13 protein-coding genes are annotated in these 15642 nt (G+C 40.6%); 8 read left to right on the top strand and 5 right to left on the bottom strand.

All coding sequences use genetic code 11. The features are described from left to right. Positions 1-35 precede the first annotated feature (35 nt). The 4 genes from recN to PQ461_RS04745 all read left to right on the top strand — a co-directional run bounded on the left by recN (position 36) and on the right by PQ461_RS04745 (position 4556). On the top strand, positions 36-1691 hold the full coding sequence (gene recN / locus PQ461_RS04760) for a DNA repair protein RecN (protein ID WP_274302225.1): 1656 nt from the start codon (positions 36-38) through the stop codon (positions 1689-1691). Positions 1692-1698: 7 nt separating this feature from the next. Beyond that, the gene (locus PQ461_RS04755; protein WP_274302224.1) at positions 1699-2439 is read left to right on the top strand and encodes a TonB family protein; all 741 of its coding nucleotides are present in this window, start codon (positions 1699-1701) and stop codon (positions 2437-2439) included. Positions 2440-2475: 36 nt separating this feature from the next. Further along, positions 2476-3288 (top strand): enoyl-ACP reductase FabI, encoded by an 813-nt coding sequence (locus PQ461_RS04750; RefSeq protein ID WP_274302223.1) that lies wholly within the window; start codon positions 2476-2478, stop codon positions 3286-3288. An 83-nt stretch (positions 3289-3371) separates the two neighbouring features. Next, entirely contained in the window at positions 3372-4556 is a 1185-nt protein-coding gene (locus tag PQ461_RS04745) for a carboxypeptidase-like regulatory domain-containing protein (protein ID WP_274208494.1), read from the top strand. Positions 4557-4604: 48 nt separating this feature from the next. Here the strand turns inward: PQ461_RS04745 and PQ461_RS04740 are convergent, their stop codons facing one another. After that, entirely contained in the window at positions 4605-7145 is a 2541-nt protein-coding gene (locus PQ461_RS04740) for an ATP-dependent Clp protease ATP-binding subunit (protein WP_274208493.1), read from the bottom strand. Positions 7146-7607: 462 nt separating this feature from the next. On the opposite strand from PQ461_RS04740, the gene PQ461_RS04735 reads away from it, so the two are divergent. Together PQ461_RS04735 and PQ461_RS04730 are read left to right on the top strand one after the other, a co-directional pair. Then, on the top strand, positions 7608-9653 hold the full coding sequence (locus PQ461_RS04735) for a M13 family metallopeptidase (protein ID WP_274208492.1): 2046 nt from the start codon (positions 7608-7610) through the stop codon (positions 9651-9653). Between the two features lie 150 nt (positions 9654-9803). After that, positions 9804-10136, top strand: coding sequence for a DUF805 domain-containing protein (locus tag PQ461_RS04730; RefSeq protein WP_274208491.1), 333 nt, complete (start codon positions 9804-9806; stop codon positions 10134-10136). A gap of 50 nt (positions 10137-10186) precedes the next feature. Here the strand turns inward: PQ461_RS04730 and PQ461_RS04725 are convergent, their stop codons facing one another. The 3 genes from PQ461_RS04725 to ettA all read right to left on the bottom strand — a co-directional run bounded on the left by PQ461_RS04725 (position 10187) and on the right by ettA (position 13052). Next, on the bottom strand, positions 10187-10600 hold the full coding sequence (locus PQ461_RS04725) for a hypothetical protein (protein ID WP_274208490.1): 414 nt from the start codon (positions 10598-10600) through the stop codon (positions 10187-10189). Positions 10601-10610: 10 nt separating this feature from the next. Next, complete coding sequence (locus tag PQ461_RS04720; RefSeq protein WP_274208489.1) at positions 10611-11249, bottom strand: tlde1 domain-containing protein; 639 nt, start codon at positions 11247-11249, stop codon at positions 10611-10613. Between the two features lie 123 nt (positions 11250-11372). Further along, positions 11373-13052 (bottom strand): energy-dependent translational throttle protein EttA, encoded by a 1680-nt coding sequence (gene ettA / locus PQ461_RS04715; RefSeq protein WP_274208488.1) that lies wholly within the window; start codon positions 13050-13052, stop codon positions 11373-11375. Positions 13053-13288: 236 nt separating this feature from the next. Here ettA and PQ461_RS04710 point away from each other — a divergent pair, with 236 nt between their 5' ends. After that, on the top strand, positions 13289-13762 hold the full coding sequence (locus PQ461_RS04710) for a ribonuclease H-like YkuK family protein (protein WP_274208487.1): 474 nt from the start codon (positions 13289-13291) through the stop codon (positions 13760-13762). A 53-nt stretch (positions 13763-13815) separates the two neighbouring features. Further along, positions 13816-14289, top strand: coding sequence for an SRPBCC family protein (locus tag PQ461_RS04705; protein ID WP_274208486.1), 474 nt, complete (start codon positions 13816-13818; stop codon positions 14287-14289). Here PQ461_RS04705 and PQ461_RS04700 read toward each other — a convergent pair. Then, entirely contained in the window at positions 14286-15623 is a 1338-nt protein-coding gene (locus PQ461_RS04700; protein WP_274208485.1) for an acetylxylan esterase, read from the bottom strand. The genes PQ461_RS04705 and PQ461_RS04700 overlap by 4 nt on opposite strands. Between the last annotated feature and the right edge of the window lie 19 nt (positions 15624-15642).

Raw genomic sequence — 15642 nt, 5'->3', positions numbered from 1 at the left:
TAATTTAGTATCCTCATAACGGGGATACTTTTTTTATGCTTAAACAGCTCACCATAAATAATTACGCATTAATTGATAACCTGCAAATCAGTTTCAATAACGGCCTGAACATACTTACAGGCGAAACAGGTGCAGGTAAATCAATTATACTTGGCGCACTGTCACTCATTTTAGGGCAGCGTGCAGAAAGCCGGTACTTTTTTAATCAGCAAAAGAAGTGCGTGATCGAAGGGCAATTCGGTATATCGGGTTTTCATTTAAAGGAGTTTTTTGAAGATAACGATCTGGACTATGAAAGTGAAACCATACTTCGCCGTGAGATTTCTGCCGATGGGAAGTCGCGTGCGTTTGTTAACGATACGCCGGTAAACCTAACTCTGCTTAAACAGTTAGGCGAAAAACTGATTGACATCCACTCGCAGCATGCCACAGCCGAAATTAATGACCCGACGTTTCAGCTATTAGTGGTAGATGCTGTTGCAAAGCATTCTGCTTTACTGGCAGATTATCAGTCGAAGTATAAAAGTTATAAAAGCAACACAGCTAAACTACAACAGCTCATAGCCGATAATGATAAGGCAAAGGCTGATCTGGATTATTACCAGTTTCAGTTTGATGAACTGGAGAAAGCCAAATTACAGCCTGATGAACAGGAAGAGCTGGAGCAGGAGTTAAATGCCTTAAATAATGCAGAAGAAATTAAGAAGAATCTTTTAGGTGCAGTTTATCTTTTGCAGGAAGGCGAATCTGCTGCTTTGTTACAGATTAAAGAAGCGTCACAGCAGCTTGGTTCAATAGAAAGATACAGCAATGCCGCTGCTGAATTACGCGAACGTTTAAATAGTGTGGTGATCGAATTGAAAGATATTGCCGCAGAAGCAGATCAGTTAGAGCAGCACACCGTGACAGACGAGGCCCGTGCCGATGAAATGAACCAACGCCTCAGCATGATTTACAACCTGCAAAAGAAGCATCGCACTGCTAATAATGCCGAACTATTACAATTGCAGGACGAGCTATCGGAAAAGATACAGCAGGCTATGTTTGGCGATGAAGCCATTGAAAATTTGCAAAAAGAAATTGAGCTGCAAAAGCATGAACTCGATGAAATTGCCGAACAACTTTCTGCCAATCGTTTAAAAGCCATTCCTGAAATAGAAGCCGAAGTAATTAATACCCTGGCAGAAATGGGCATGGGCAATTCACTGTTGAAGATACAGCATCAAACACTCAGCAACCTTACCCCTACCGGCACAGACCAGATAAAATTTATGTTCACTGCCAATAAAGGCCATGCCCTTGCAGAAATGAGCAAGGTAGCCTCTGGCGGTGAGTTATCGCGATTAATGTTAAGTATAAAATCACTGATTGCACGTAACACTGCTTTGCCTACTATCATTTTTGATGAGATTGATACTGGTGTATCAGGTGAGGTAGCCAATAAAGTTGGTCAGATCATGGAACAACTGGCTGCAAACCTGCAGGTGATTACCATTACGCACTTACCGCAGATAGCCAGTAAAGGCAATAGCCATTATTTTGTATTTAAAGACAACAATGGCGATATCACCAAAACGCAAATACGGCAGTTAAGCGAAACCGAACGTGTTACCGAAATTGCCAAGATGCTAAGCGGTGACAAACCCGGCGAAAGTGCATTACAAAATGCAAGGGAGTTGCTGAATAGTTAACCCAACCATGAATAAACTTTTAACCTTTACCTTTTTGCTTGTTACACTTTCGGGAGCAGTGTATGCACAGAAAGTTGTAAAACGCGACACGATAAATATCAGAGGTTATATTTATGATGCCGATGGCAAACCAGCAAGGGTTTATTTGCTTTCAAAAAGCTACAGCCTGTCTATCGAAGGTAAACACATTGATGCACTTAGTGATAGTACAGGGTTCTTTCATATGGAAGGCTTAAACCCAGTAGACACAATATCTATCCTGACATTTCAATACGTTCCGCCCATTATACTTAATGGCAGCAGGTACGTGCAGGTTACTTTGCCTCAATTTCGACCTAAAACTTTAAACCCAATAAATGTAGAGGCAGCAAGAACTAAGACAAGGGAATTGCAAACGTTCAACATCATAAAGCCAGAAAGTAAATATTCTTTTTTTCCTGACTTTGAGTCGCCGGTAGATTATCCAGGTGGATTAGACAAACTTCAAAAACTTGTAGCAAAGCAAATTACTTATCCTCAAAAAGCAATTGATAATAACATAGAAGGAACGATTGAAATTGCTTTTTTAATTAACAAGAAAGGCAATATGACAGATTTTAAAATTGTAAGAGGATTAGGTTACGGCTGTGATGAAGAAGTAATCAATGCCTTAAAAAAAATACCTAAATGGAAGCCCGCTGTATATTACGGGCACCCATTAAATACTCCGGGAACTGTAAGTATAAACTTTAAACTTACTGATAAATAATTTTTACCTTTACCACCCGATTAACAATCACATATTATGGCTTATAATCTATTAAAAGGCAAAAAAGGAATTATTTTCGGCGCACTTGACGAAAAATCTATCGCCTGGAAAACCGCGCAACGCTGCCACCAGGAAGGTGCCGAGCTGATATTAACCAATGCCCCTATTGCTATGCGCATGGGTGCCATTAATCAGTTAGCCGAAGAGGTTAACGCACCTGTTATTCCTGCTGATGTTACTGTAATGGCCGATATTGAAAATCTTTTCACCCAGGCAAAAGAACATTTCAATGGTGGTGTCGATTTCATTTTACATTCAATCGGCATGAGCATTAACGTACGTAAAAGCATCGCCTACACCGAGAACAACTACGACTTTACCCACAAAGGTTTTGATATATCTGCATTAAGCTTACACCGTATTTTACAGGTAGCCCTTAAACAAGACGCTATTAACGAGTGGGGTTCTGTTGTTGCCTTAAGCTACATTGCTGCACAACGTGTATTCCCTAACTACAATGACATGGCTGATAACAAAGCTGTTTTAGAAAGTATTGCCCGTAATTTTGGTTACGAATATGGTACCCGCAAGCATGTGCGTATCAATACCGTATCGCAATCACCTACCCGCACAACTGCTGGTTCTGGGGTTAAGGGCTTCGATGGTTTTATCGACTTTGCTGAGAAAATGAGCCCGCTTGGTAATGCAAGTGCAGATCAGTGTGCTGATTACTGTGTAACATTATTCTCTGACCTGACCAAAATGGTAACTATGCAAAATCTTTTCCATGATGGTGGTTTCTCTTTCACAGGTGTTACTCCTGCTGTTATAGAGCAAATGGAGAAATAAGCCAGAGCAAAAAATATTTTTAAGCTATTCTTGACAGAATGGCTTTTTTTATGATCTTTGATACATAACTAATAAATTAGTTTATGTTAAGATTTGTATTTCTCCTCATATTAACGCCTTTATTTGGCTTTGCCCAGTATGCTGTAAAAGGCAAAATAATCAACGAAAGCGATGGCAAACCCATTGCTAAAGCAAGTATATATTTGAGCAATACCACCATTGGCACCACCACCGCTGATGATGGAACATTTAGTTTAAATAATGTGAAGCAAGGCCAATATGATTTTATTGCTTCTGTTGTAGGGTTTGAGAGTGCCCAGCTTAACATCACAGTAAATACTAACTTAAACCTGGAAACCATAAAGCTAAAGCCAACTACAACGCAGCTTAACGAGGTAGTGATAAGGCCTGACAAAGAATGGGAGCAGAATTATGCCATGTTCAAAACACAGTTATTTGGCATGACAGACTTTGCAGCGAAATGCAAAATCTTAAATCCCGAAATATTAGATCTTGAAAACGACAAGCAAAAGCATTTACTTACCGGAAAATCCAATGGCTACTTGGATATTGTGAATGACGCGCTGGGCTACAAGTTGCACTATAACTTGGTTAGTTTCGAATTCGACTATCGGCATAACTCCTTTTATTACCAATGGTCGGTTCTTTATGAAGAATTAAAAGGCAGTCGTTCGCAGCAAAAGCGATGGAGCAAAAACCGGGAAAAAGCTTATTATGGTTCTGCCGAACATTATTTTAAGTCTGCACTCAACAGTCAAACAGAGCGTGAAGGCTTTAAGACACTAACATTGCTTAAAAAGCCAAATATGCTTCGCCCGCCCGACAGCCTGATTCGCGCAAAGGTCAGAATGTTTGATGCTCTGGTCAAGGCACATTCCAGCAGGCAAAACAGTGATTCATTAAATTACTGGCTGAATAAATCAAGCCTGCCCAAGATCAATCAATACCTGATCAGCAAACCGGTGCATATCGATAGCATGATCCACCGTACCGATGTTAAAGGGATTTATGCATTGGCTTTCAAAGATTATATGTACATTATCTTTAATGAAAGCATTAAGAAAGCCGATGCTTATAATTATGAAGTCTCACCAAATACTTCGGTTGCGCAAATTACCGACCCATACCTGTTTTTCGATACTAATGGCGTAATAGCCAATTTGCATGGCGTGATTTATGAAGGCGATTGGGCCAGGCGAAGAGTAGCAACGCTTTTGCCGGTAGACTATGAACCCGAACGGAAATAAAAAAAGCTTACCTTTTCAGGTAAGCTTTAATTTTAATTAGCTCGCAAATTATTTTTGCTCTTCTTCTTTTTCTGTTTTACCGGTGTCATTACTGGCTTTACCAGAAACTTTGATGGCATCTTCTTCTCTATTGTAATCCACTTCCATGGTATCACCTTCAGAAATCTCACCTTTCAAAATCTCTTCAGCAATTGGGTCTTCCAGATATTTCTGAATGGCTCGTTTTAACGGACGGGCACCAAAGTTTAAATCATAACCTTTATCGGCAATAAAGTCTTTAGCGTTGTCGGTCAATTCAATTTTGTAACCTAAGCTGTTGATACGGCCAAATAAACCTGCAAGCTCGATATCGATAATTTTGAAGATATCCTCTTTTGTTAAAGAGTTAAATACGATCACATCATCAATACGGTTCAAAAACTCAGGAGCAAAAGCACGCTTCAACGCATTTTCGATCACACCTCTTGAATGTGCATCAACCTGGTTCATTTTAGCAGCAGTGCTGAAACCAACACCCTGACCAAAATCTTTCAACTGGCGCGCACCAATGTTTGATGTCATGATGATAATGGTGTTTCTAAAGTCAACCTTACGACCAAGTGAGTCTGTTAACTGGCCTTCATCCAGCACCTGTAAAAGGATATTGAACACATCAGGGTGAGCTTTTTCTATCTCATCCAACAATACTACTGCGTATGGTTTACGGCGTACTTTTTCAGTTAACTGTCCACCTTCTTCGTAACCTACATAGCCCGGAGGCGCTCCCACCAAGCGAGACACAGCAAATTTTTCCATGTATTCGCTCATATCAATCTGGATCAAAGCATCCTCGGTGTCAAACATAAAGCGGGCAAGCTCTTTGGCAAGCTCTGTTTTACCCACACCTGTTGGGCCAAGGAATATAAATGAACCAATTGGTTTTTTAGGATCCTTTAAACCGGCACGTGTACGTTGAATAGCTTTAGTTAATTTCTTAACCGCATCATCCTGACCGATAATTTTACCCTGGATGCTGGTAGTCATGTTCAACAGTTTCTGGCTGTCGCCTTGTCCTACTTTTTGTACCGGGATACCGGTCATCATTGCTACCACTTCGGCAACATTATCCTCGCTTACAGTGTAGCGTTTAGATTTTGTTTCTGCTTCCCAAACACCTTTAGCTTGTTCAAGCTCTTCTAACAAGTGTTTTTCAGTATCACGAAGTTTTGCAGCTTCTTCATATTTCTGGCTGCGAACCACACGGTTTTTCTCAACCTTTATCTGCTCAATCTTTTGCTCAATATCCAGTATGTTTTGTGGAACATGGATATTAGTCAAGTGAACGCGAGAGCCAGCTTCGTCTAAAGCATCAATTGCTTTATCCGGTAAAAAGCGGTCGGTTATATAACGTGCAGTTAAAGTAACACAGGCTTCAATAGCTTCCGGAGTATAAGTTACGCCATGGTGCTCTTCATATTTCTCTTTAATTCTGTTAAGAATTTCGATAGTTTCTGAAGGTGAAGCTGGTTCAACCATTACTTTCTGGAAACGACGGTCTAACGCGCCATCTTTCTCAATGTACTGACGGTACTCGTCTAACGTAGTAGCGCCGATGCATTGAATTTCACCCCTTGCCAATGCCGGTTTAAACATGTTTGATGCGTCAAGAGAGCCTGAAGCACCACCTGCACCAACAATGGTATGAATTTCGTCGATGAACAGGATAACGTCCGGAGATTTTTCAAGCTCGTTCATCACCGCTTTCATACGCTCCTCAAACTGGCCGCGGTATTTAGTACCAGCAACCAATGAAGCAAGATCAAGCGTTACTACACGTTTGTTGAATAACACACGTGATACTTTACGCTGAACAATGCGCAATGCCAAACCTTCTGCAATGGCTGATTTACCTACGCCCGGCTCACCAATTAGAATCGGGTTGTTCTTTTTACGGCGTGAAAGTATCTGAGACACACGCTCAATCTCTTTTTCCCGGCCAACAATCGGATCCAAACGGCCTTCTTCAGCAGCTTTTGTCAAGTCGCGGCCAAAATTATCCAGAACCGGAGTTTTAGATTTAATGTCTGATACCTTTTTAGGCTGGCTGAATGATTCTTCTTCTTTAAAGTCATCATCACCACCTGTTGGCGAACCAGGCATTTCGTCTGTAATGTTGTTTTTGTGTGACTCCACCTCTGCTTTAAAAATTTCGTAGTTCACGTGGAACTGCATCAGCAGCTGCGAAGCAATGTTATCTTCGTCGCGAAGAATAGATAATAACAAGTGCTCTGTACCAATTACATCGCTCTTAAATATTTTCGCTTCAAGATATGTGATCTTTAATACTTTTTCTGCTTGTTTAGTTAAAGGGATGCTGCCGATATGCACATTAGTTCCTGATGTGCCTTTAACTGCATCCTCTACCGCACGGCGTAATCTGGATGTATCAACGTTTAAGCCTTTCAGCAATTTGATAGCTATCCCGTCTCCATCGCGGATCAACCCAAGCAAAAGATGTTCTGTACCTATATAATCGTGGCCAAGACGTAAAGCCTCTTCCCTGCTATAGGAAATAACATCTTTTACGCGCGGTGAAAATTTAGCTTCCATAAAATACCTTTCAAATTAAATTGTAAACGCCCTGATGCATGAGTTGTTCTGACCCGGGCGAAGTAATTATATATTTACAACAATATTGCCAACTTTTTGCTTTGCTATAAAACTTTAATACTGTGGCAGGCAATCTATTAAATATTGCTTTAAAAAGATAATTTTTGTGATTAAAAACCCTGTTCAAAAGCACATACACTATGTTTGATCATTTTAACCCCAAATGGTTTATCTTAAACTGTCGCATTGCATCATAGCTTTATTTACACAAGCAATTTCGTCATTTGTAATGACATTAAGGCATAACAAGTTTTCTACATATTAACATTGGCATCAACATACTAAGCCACTCTGATAAAAATACGATAACTCCAATGTAATGGTTTGCTGTTATCGCCGTTTAACTTATTTGCTATATTCTTATCAGTTAAGCATATTTACACCCAATTTAAAGTATTTTCCATGAAAATTAAACCAATATTATGGGTAGCCATGCCTGCAGTACTTGCTGCGGCTTGTAATACCAAACCCAAACCGCAGGACGAAACCCCTAAGCGTACTGTATTTTTTGATAAAAGTGGTATGGATACCACAGTAAAGCCCGGCGATAACTTTTTTGAATATGCCAACGGTACATGGTTAAAGAAAACCCAGATACCGGCTACCGAGCGTGGCTGGGGTTCATTTTATACTTTGTATGATGACAACCAGAAAAATTTACACCATATCTTGGATGAGATATCAAAACAGGATAACAAAAATGGCAGCAAAGAGCAAAAGGTAAGCGACCTGTACCTGAGTGGTATGGACACAGCTGCAATTGATAAAAAAGGTTGGGAGCCCGTGAAGCCTCTGCTTACAAAAATTGATGCTTTAAAAGACAACAAACAGGTACTTGAATTCTCTGCCGACCAGTTCCAAAACGGTGATGGTTATCTGTTAGGGTTTTACGTGTCTCCTGACGATAAGAACAGCACCAAGAATGTTGCTCAGTTTGGGCAATCGGGCATTACTTTACCCAACAGGGATTACTATTTCAAAACCGATCCAGAAAGTGTAAAAATCAGGGCAGAGTACCTTAAATATATTGCAAAACTGTTTACATTAACAGGTGTTGATACTGCCACTGCTGCCAAAAATGCCAAAACTGTTTTGGCTTTGGAAACAGAGATTGCTAAATCGCACGCTACTCCGGTTGAGCTGCGCGACCCGGTAAAAAACTACAACAAATTTGTAGTAGCTGATCTGCAAAAGAAATTACCAGGCATGGACCTGAACAATATCTTTTACCGGATGGGTTTCAAAACCGATACCGTTTTAGTTGGCCAGCCTAAATATTATATGGCTTTAAACGAACTGCTGAAAACACAGCCTGTTGATGCCTGGAAAACTGAATTGAAATTTGTTACCCTTACCCGTGCTGCTGGTTACATGAGCAAAGATTTCAGAAAAGCACATTTCGATTTCTTTAATACGGTCCTTTCTGGTCAGAAAAAACCAAAAGAACGCTGGCAAGATATGATCTCGACAGTTGACGGCGGCTTAGGCGAACTATTAGGCCAGCTTTATGTGGAGCGTTACTTTACTCCGGATGCAAAAAAACGCATGAAAGAACTGGTTGATAACCTGCAAAGCGTTTATGCCGACCGCATTAAGAACCTGGATTGGATGAGCGAGGATACCAAGAAAAAAGCATTGGAAAAACTGAATGCTTTCACTAAAAAGATCGGCTACCCTGACAAGTGGAAAAATTATGATGATGTAAAGATTAGCCGCGATGATTTTTACAAAAACATGGAAGCCATTAGCAAACACGACTATACCGTTCAGCTAAACAAATTAAACAAACCGGTTGATAAAACCGAATGGGGTATGACACCGCCAACCGTTAACGCTTACTATAATCCAAGCTTTAATGAGATTGTGTTCCCGGCAGGTATATTACAATTCCCATTCTTTGATAAAGATGCGGATGATGCTATTAACTATGGTGCTATCGGTGCAGTAATTGGCCACGAAATGACCCACGGATTTGACGACCAGGGTAGCCAGTACGACAAAAACGGCAACCTGAAAGTATGGTGGACTAAAGAAGACGAAGCTAAATTTAAAGCTAAAACCGCTGCTATCGCCAATCAGTACGACCAATATGTTGTATTAGGCAACTTACATGTAAATGGCAAGCTTACTTTAGGCGAGAACATTGCCGATAATGGCGGTGTTGCTATTGCCTATGAAGCATTTAAACGCACCAAGCAAGGTAAAGGCACAGACAAGATCGACGGCTTTACCCCAGATCAGCGTTTCTTCTTGTCATTTGCACAGGTGTGGCGCATAAAAGATCAGGATGCATTTTTACGTATGCGTATCAGCGTTGACCCACACTCGCCAGAAATGTACCGCACCAACGGCCCGCTTTCAAACACAGATGCTTTTTACAAAGCGTTTAATGTAAAAGGAGGCGACAAAATGTTTAAACCAGAAGCCCAGCGTACCAAGATCTGGTAATCATATGATAATCACCTGCTGATTAAAAAGGGGAGCTTTATTAAGCTCCCCTTTTTTTGATACAATTAACTAAACTTTTTTTTAGCTAAAATTTGCTTTCATAATTTATTGCTAATATCTTTAGTCAAACAAACTTCAACACTAATTCTTATGTTTAAAAAGCCCCTATCGCTTAAAGGGCGCATCAGAAGAACTGAATATGCGCTTTCATTTTTTGTTTATGCTGGCATAGCCTTGTTTGCAACGGCAGCTATTTTTGCGCATGGCTCAATGCTTTGGCTTTTAGCTTATCCATTGCTTTTATGGTTCGGTATTGCACAGAATACAAAACGGTGCCATGATGTCGGCAATTCTGGCTGGTACCAGTTTATCCCTTTTTACGTTTTAGTGCTGTTATTTGCAGGCAGCCAACCAGGCACTAATCAGTACGGGGCTAACCCCAAAGGTAAGGAAATGCCTCAACCGGCAACTGTTGCTATATAATAACAAACACAGCCGCTTATGTAAGCGGCTGTGTTGTTTAAAGTTTTTCATTACCGATAAGCATCAAATGAGTCGGAATAGGCTACATTCCTGATATCTGTTGGATGGTCGCCAAAATTAATTTTAAGCCTGTATTGATGCCCGTTTTTTGAATAGATGACAGGTATATTTTTGAACTTATAGTTAGATATGACTGGCTTTTCTTTTGTGATTGTGTTGACAATCGCAGCACGATCAGGAGCTTCTGCGTTGATATCCAATACAATCTCCCTCCATTTATTATCAAGTAACTTTTCAAGGCTTACATAATAATATAGGGTGGACTGACTGAAAATCTTGTACTTAATCAACCTATCTTTTGATGCATTTTGCTTACTAAGTATTTCAACCTTAAGAGATTGTTGCTGTGCATTGCATGAAAAAACAGCGCAGGTAAAAAAAGCAACAGCAAAAATGTTAAGCAATAGTCGATATTTATTTATCACTGCCTGCAAAAGCACTTGTATTATCACCTTTATAATCTACCATTAAAGCAACCTTTGTAAATGACTGCCTCACGCCATTTAATAAATTGAAAATTTGAGCGTTTGTTTCTATACACCCCTGTGAGGATCCTTTCTGCGAATCATGTAAATAAAAATTACTTCTGCCAAAGGTGTTTGTAATTTTATCCGGGAATAATCCGGCTCTTGTGTTGCCCCAACCAGGATATATAATGGTTTGTCCCCTTTCGTTGGTAGTAAAAGCAGGTGTTTTCTTTATTCTTTCATCTTTACCGGATAGTGATTCATCACTTTTTTTATCAGATTGATTGATCCTGTTAGGATTAGGCATTAAGAATATCCAATATTTTCCTTTGGGAACCGACCCGGCATCTTTTTGATTAGTATTATGCGATTGTTGGTAGGCAGGTAAATCAGACGAAGCTTTATATTTAGCTATCAGCATTCCCGTTTGCCCATATGAGCCTCCATAGCAATAAACAAAGGCACCATCATATTTTAACCAAACCGGAGCATTGTCCTGAAACTTGTCTTCGAGACTATATGAATGAGTGTTTGTATTAAATATTGCATTCAAGGTTGCAATTTCAGATAATGTTAAGCTTTCCATAGGTATGGGTTTATTAATCTAACGAACCGTTCACCTAATTGTTACTTAAAATTATTTACCATAAGATAAAAAAGCCCATTGTTAGCTTAACAATGGGCTTTAATTATTTTCGGATATTACTTATTAAACCAGTTTTTTATACCTGATCCTTTTGGGCTCGATATCGCCTAAACGTTTCTTGCGGTTTTCTTCATATTCGGAATAGTTACCCTCGAAGAAGTAAACCTGTGAATCGCCTTCGAAAGCGAGGATATGCGTACAGATACGGTCAAGGAACCAGCGGTCGTGGCTGATGATTACCGCACAACCTGCAAAATTCTCTAAGGCCTCTTCTAATGCACGTAAAGTATTAACGTCAATATCGTTGGTAGGCTCATCCAGCAGCAGCACGTTCGATCCTTTTTTCAAAGTAATGGCCAGATGAACACGGTTACGTTCACCACCAGAAAGTACACTTATTTTTTTCTGCTGGTCTGCACCATTGAAGTTAAACTTAGAAACGTATGCACGCGAATTAGAGCTTTTGTTACCCAGCATAATGTTATCCAGTCCGTCAGTAATGTTTTCCCATACTGATTTCTCAGGGTCAAGGTCATCATGCATCTGGTCAACATAACCTAATGCAACAGTATCACCTACACGGAAAGTACCTGCATCAGGCTGATCCTGCCCGGTAATTAAGCGGAACAGTGTTGTTTTACCTGCACCGTTAGGACCTATGATACCCACTATACCGGCAGGCGGCAACGCAAAGGTTAAGTTCTCGAACAGCACCTTATCGCCATAAGCCTTGGTCACGTTATTGGCTTCAATAACCACATTACCCAAACGCGGGCCTGGCGGAATGAAAAGCTCCAGTTTTTCTTCTTTTTCCCTACCCTCTTCAGATGCCAGCTTTTCGTAATTAGCCAAACGGGCTTTACCTTTAGCCTGGCGGGCTTTAGGAGCCATGCGCACCCACTCCAGCTCACGCTCCAATGTTTTCTGGCGTTTGCTTTCAGTTTTTTCTTCCTGCGATAAACGCTTAGCTTTTTGATCCAGCCATGATGAGTAATTACCTTTCCATGGAATACCTTCGCCACGGTCAAGCTCAAGAATCCAGCCAGCTACGTTATCAAGGAAATAACGGTCGTGGGTTACAGCGATAACTGTTCCCTCGTACTGCTTTAAGTGTTGTTCTAACCAATCAATAGATTCTGCATCCAGGTGGTTGGTAGGCTCGTCAAGCAGCAGTACATCAGGCTGTTGCAACAATAATCTGCACAACGCCACACGGCGGCGCTCGCCACCAGATAATACAGAAATTTTGGTATCAGGCTCAGGGCAGCGCAATGCATCCATTGCACGCTCCAGTTTAGTATCAATTTCCCATGCGTTAACCGCATCAATTTTATCCTGCAATTCGCCCTGGCGAGCCATCAGCTTGTCCATTGCATCTGCATCTTCATAATATTCAGGCAAACCAAATTTTTCATTGATCTCCTCGTACTCTTTCAGGATAGCAGTTATTTCAGCAACGCCTTCCTCCACCACTTCACGCACCGTTTTTTCCGGATCAAGATGTGGTTCCTGTGCCAGGTAACCAACCGTGTATCCCGGTGAAAACACCACTTCGCCCTGGAAAGATTTGTCCAGGCCGGCAATGATCTTCAGCAATGAAGATTTACCGGAACCGTTTAAACCGATAACGCCGATTTTAGCGCCGTAGAAAAAGGAGAGATATATGTTTTTAAGAACCTGTTTTTGTGGCGGGTAAATTTTACTTACACCAGCCATCGAGAATATGATCTTTTCGTCTGCCATTGTAGTTTATAAAAGAATTCAAATATCCATCTTATAAATTGGGAATACAAGCTGTTGCAAAAAGTTATCTTCATCCTTGTGTCCTATCTCCTTTTTCTTTCTGATGTCCTTTATGTTAACAATCAACTTAATGTTAACAAATAAATAATCAGGTATTTACGTTTATCTGGAAATGAATTACATACTTTTATAAACCTCACTATAAGGTTGCTGAAAATTTACCTAATACAATTTTTATGACCTGGAGAAAATTTAGCGGTGATGTACTGCAAACACCCATCCTTGAAGAAGTAGAAAAAACCATCGAGCGTGAAATCCTGCTCGGCAACAAACTGAAAGTATGTATCGGCACTGATTCGCAGGTAAAAGGCAACGTGACCGATTTTGCTACGGTCATTGTTTTTTTACGCGAGCAACGCGGCGGCTTTATGTACATCCACCAGGAACGTACTTCGCAAAAAATGAGTATTAAAGAGCGCATGCTTACCGAAGTGCAAAAATCAATCGACATTGCTTACAAACTTTGTGATTTGCTGGACATTTATGAAGTTGACCTGGAAGTACATGCCGACATCAACACTAATCCAATGTTTAAATCAAACCAGGCGCTGCACGAAGCCATGGGTTATATCTTAAGCATGGGATTTGTATTTAAGGCCAAGCCCGAAGCATTTGCCAGCTCGTACTGTGCCAACAAAATGGTACAATAATAAAGCTTGCCTTTATCAGTCAAACACTTAACAGCTGACTTTGTTAGCTGTGTGTGAAAACATATCAACTAACCTGGCAGCAAACCATGCCTATCACACTCGAAAAGGCATGGCAATTCTTTTCGTCGCCCCTTAATTTAAGCAAGATCACCCCGGCAGACATGCGGTTTACTGTTACATCCGACTTTACGGAGGATACCGTAATGTATGAAGGGATGCTGATCACCTACAAAGTATCACCCTTATTAGGTGTAAAGCTGGATTGGGTAACGGAGATCACACACATTAAGGACAAGGAATATTTCATTGATGAACAACGCTTTGGCCCATACGCCTTGTGGCACCATGAACACCACTTTAAAGAAGTTGAAGGCGGCGTACACATGACAGATAAATTAACCTATGCCATTGGATACGGACCTTTAGGCAAAGTAGCTAATGGCCTGCTGGTAAAAAATAAAGTTAAGCAGATATTTAAGTTCAGAGAAAAGGCGGTTAACGAGCTATTTGGCGTACCGACAAACTAAAATAACCCAAACTGGTCAATCATCCAGTTGCTCAGATATTCAAATAATGAAGGTGGTACCTCGTGCCCAAGATTAGGGTAAACGAATAATTTATATTTCGATTTAATTTCGTTCAACATCACAAACTCATTGTAAGGCGGGGCAAGATTATCAAGCATACTTATACCGATAAGCGAATAGCATTCAAGATTTGGCGAAAAATTTTTGAGATCGAAGTAATCAAGCGTATTAAGGATCCTGCCCATTGGTATGCGCCTTGCTCTCGAATACTTAACAAAATCGCTCATGGGCCAATCGGAATTGCCAATCAAGTTGCGGTAATCGCAAAACACGGGGTTATTGGCCGAGCATAGTTTAATGCGTTTATCAAGGCTGGCTGTAGCAATAGCCAGGTACCCTCCCATACTTCCGCCAGAAATAATGATATTTTTTGAATCCAGTTCGGGCCTTGAGAAGATAAAGTCTACCGCCCGTATACAATCCATTATAGCTCCCCTGTAAATGTATTTGTACCTGTTTTCTACACCAGTTGTAAGGTAACCATCCCTGCTTGGGTTGATCTTATCTTTACTGTTACCCTGTCCGCGTACGTTAAATGAAAATACGGCAATTTCATTAGAGCCAAAAATGGGCTTTACGCCAACACCGCCATATCCCGGCACTACCAGCCAAACAGGAAATTTATCTTTGGGCTTACGGTCATGCTTAATGGTGAGCCATCCTCTTACGGTAATATTTTCGTACGACTTCATTTCCACCAGGTAACAATCTGTACCATTACGGCTTAACTGGGGCTGTAATGTCATAGTGGCATTCATGGGCACCTTAGCGAGTGTGTCGCGAGTGTCTTGCCAGAAAGAATCGAATCCGGAAGGTTTTGGCGTATCAGACTTTATCTTTTTAGGATCAACACCAAACACCCTGCGAATGGTATCATCGTAATCGGTTACATTAATGGTAAGGTTTAGTTTATATACGCCAAACTTCTGGGCAGGCATGTGCAAAGAAAGTTCCCTTGCTTCTTTTGTTTTGAGTTTTATCGGCTCGGATCCCTGATTTAAGATTTTGTTATGAAGATCCATGATGGTGTAGCCAACAGTGCCTTCCTGCAACTCGTTGGTATTGTTGCGCACACTGATGTCATAACCTATTTTTTCATTTTGACGAAATAGCGCATCCTTTGTTTGTGCATTAGCTGCAAAAACAACATCGTCTTCAAACGCTGTTTTTATAATAGCGGTTTTCACATCATTAAAAGAATACAGAGTCACTACAATAGCACAGCAAACCGCAAATAACAATGCTTTAAAAACCTGATGTATTATTTTTCTCATACTCACTTATCACCCTCTC

The organism is Mucilaginibacter sp. KACC 22063 (assembly GCF_028736115.1).
In the GTDB taxonomy this organism is placed as follows: Bacteria; Bacteroidota; Bacteroidia; order Sphingobacteriales; family Sphingobacteriaceae; genus Mucilaginibacter.
Note: the sequence above shows the minus strand (reverse complement) of the source record. Positions and strands in the feature narration are given on the sequence as shown.

Excerpts from the sequence above, each read along its gene's own strand:
- PQ461_RS04700 (WP_274208485.1), bottom strand. The coding sequence starts at position 15,623 with ATGAGAAAAATAATACATCAGGTTTTTAAAGCATTGTTATTTGCGGTT.
- PQ461_RS04750 (WP_274302223.1), top strand. The coding sequence starts at position 2,476 with ATGGCTTATAATCTATTAAAAGGCAAAAAAGGAATTATTTTCGGCGCA.
- ettA (WP_274208488.1), bottom strand. The coding sequence starts at position 13,052 with ATGGCAGACGAAAAGATCATATTCTCGATGGCTGGTGTAAGTAAAATT.
- PQ461_RS04740 (WP_274208493.1), bottom strand. The coding sequence starts at position 7,145 with ATGGAAGCTAAATTTTCACCGCGCGTAAAAGATGTTATTTCCTATAGC.
- PQ461_RS04710 (WP_274208487.1), top strand. The coding sequence starts at position 13,289 with ATGACCTGGAGAAAATTTAGCGGTGATGTACTGCAAACACCCATCCTT.
- recN (WP_274302225.1), top strand. The coding sequence starts at position 36 with ATGCTTAAACAGCTCACCATAAATAATTACGCATTAATTGATAACCTG.
- PQ461_RS04735 (WP_274208492.1), top strand. The coding sequence starts at position 7,608 with ATGAAAATTAAACCAATATTATGGGTAGCCATGCCTGCAGTACTTGCT.
- PQ461_RS04745 (WP_274208494.1), top strand. The coding sequence starts at position 3,372 with ATGTTAAGATTTGTATTTCTCCTCATATTAACGCCTTTATTTGGCTTT.
- PQ461_RS04720 (WP_274208489.1), bottom strand. The coding sequence starts at position 11,249 with ATGGAAAGCTTAACATTATCTGAAATTGCAACCTTGAATGCAATATTT.
- PQ461_RS04755 (WP_274302224.1), top strand. The coding sequence starts at position 1,699 with ATGAATAAACTTTTAACCTTTACCTTTTTGCTTGTTACACTTTCGGGA.
- PQ461_RS04730 (WP_274208491.1), top strand. The coding sequence starts at position 9,804 with ATGTTTAAAAAGCCCCTATCGCTTAAAGGGCGCATCAGAAGAACTGAA.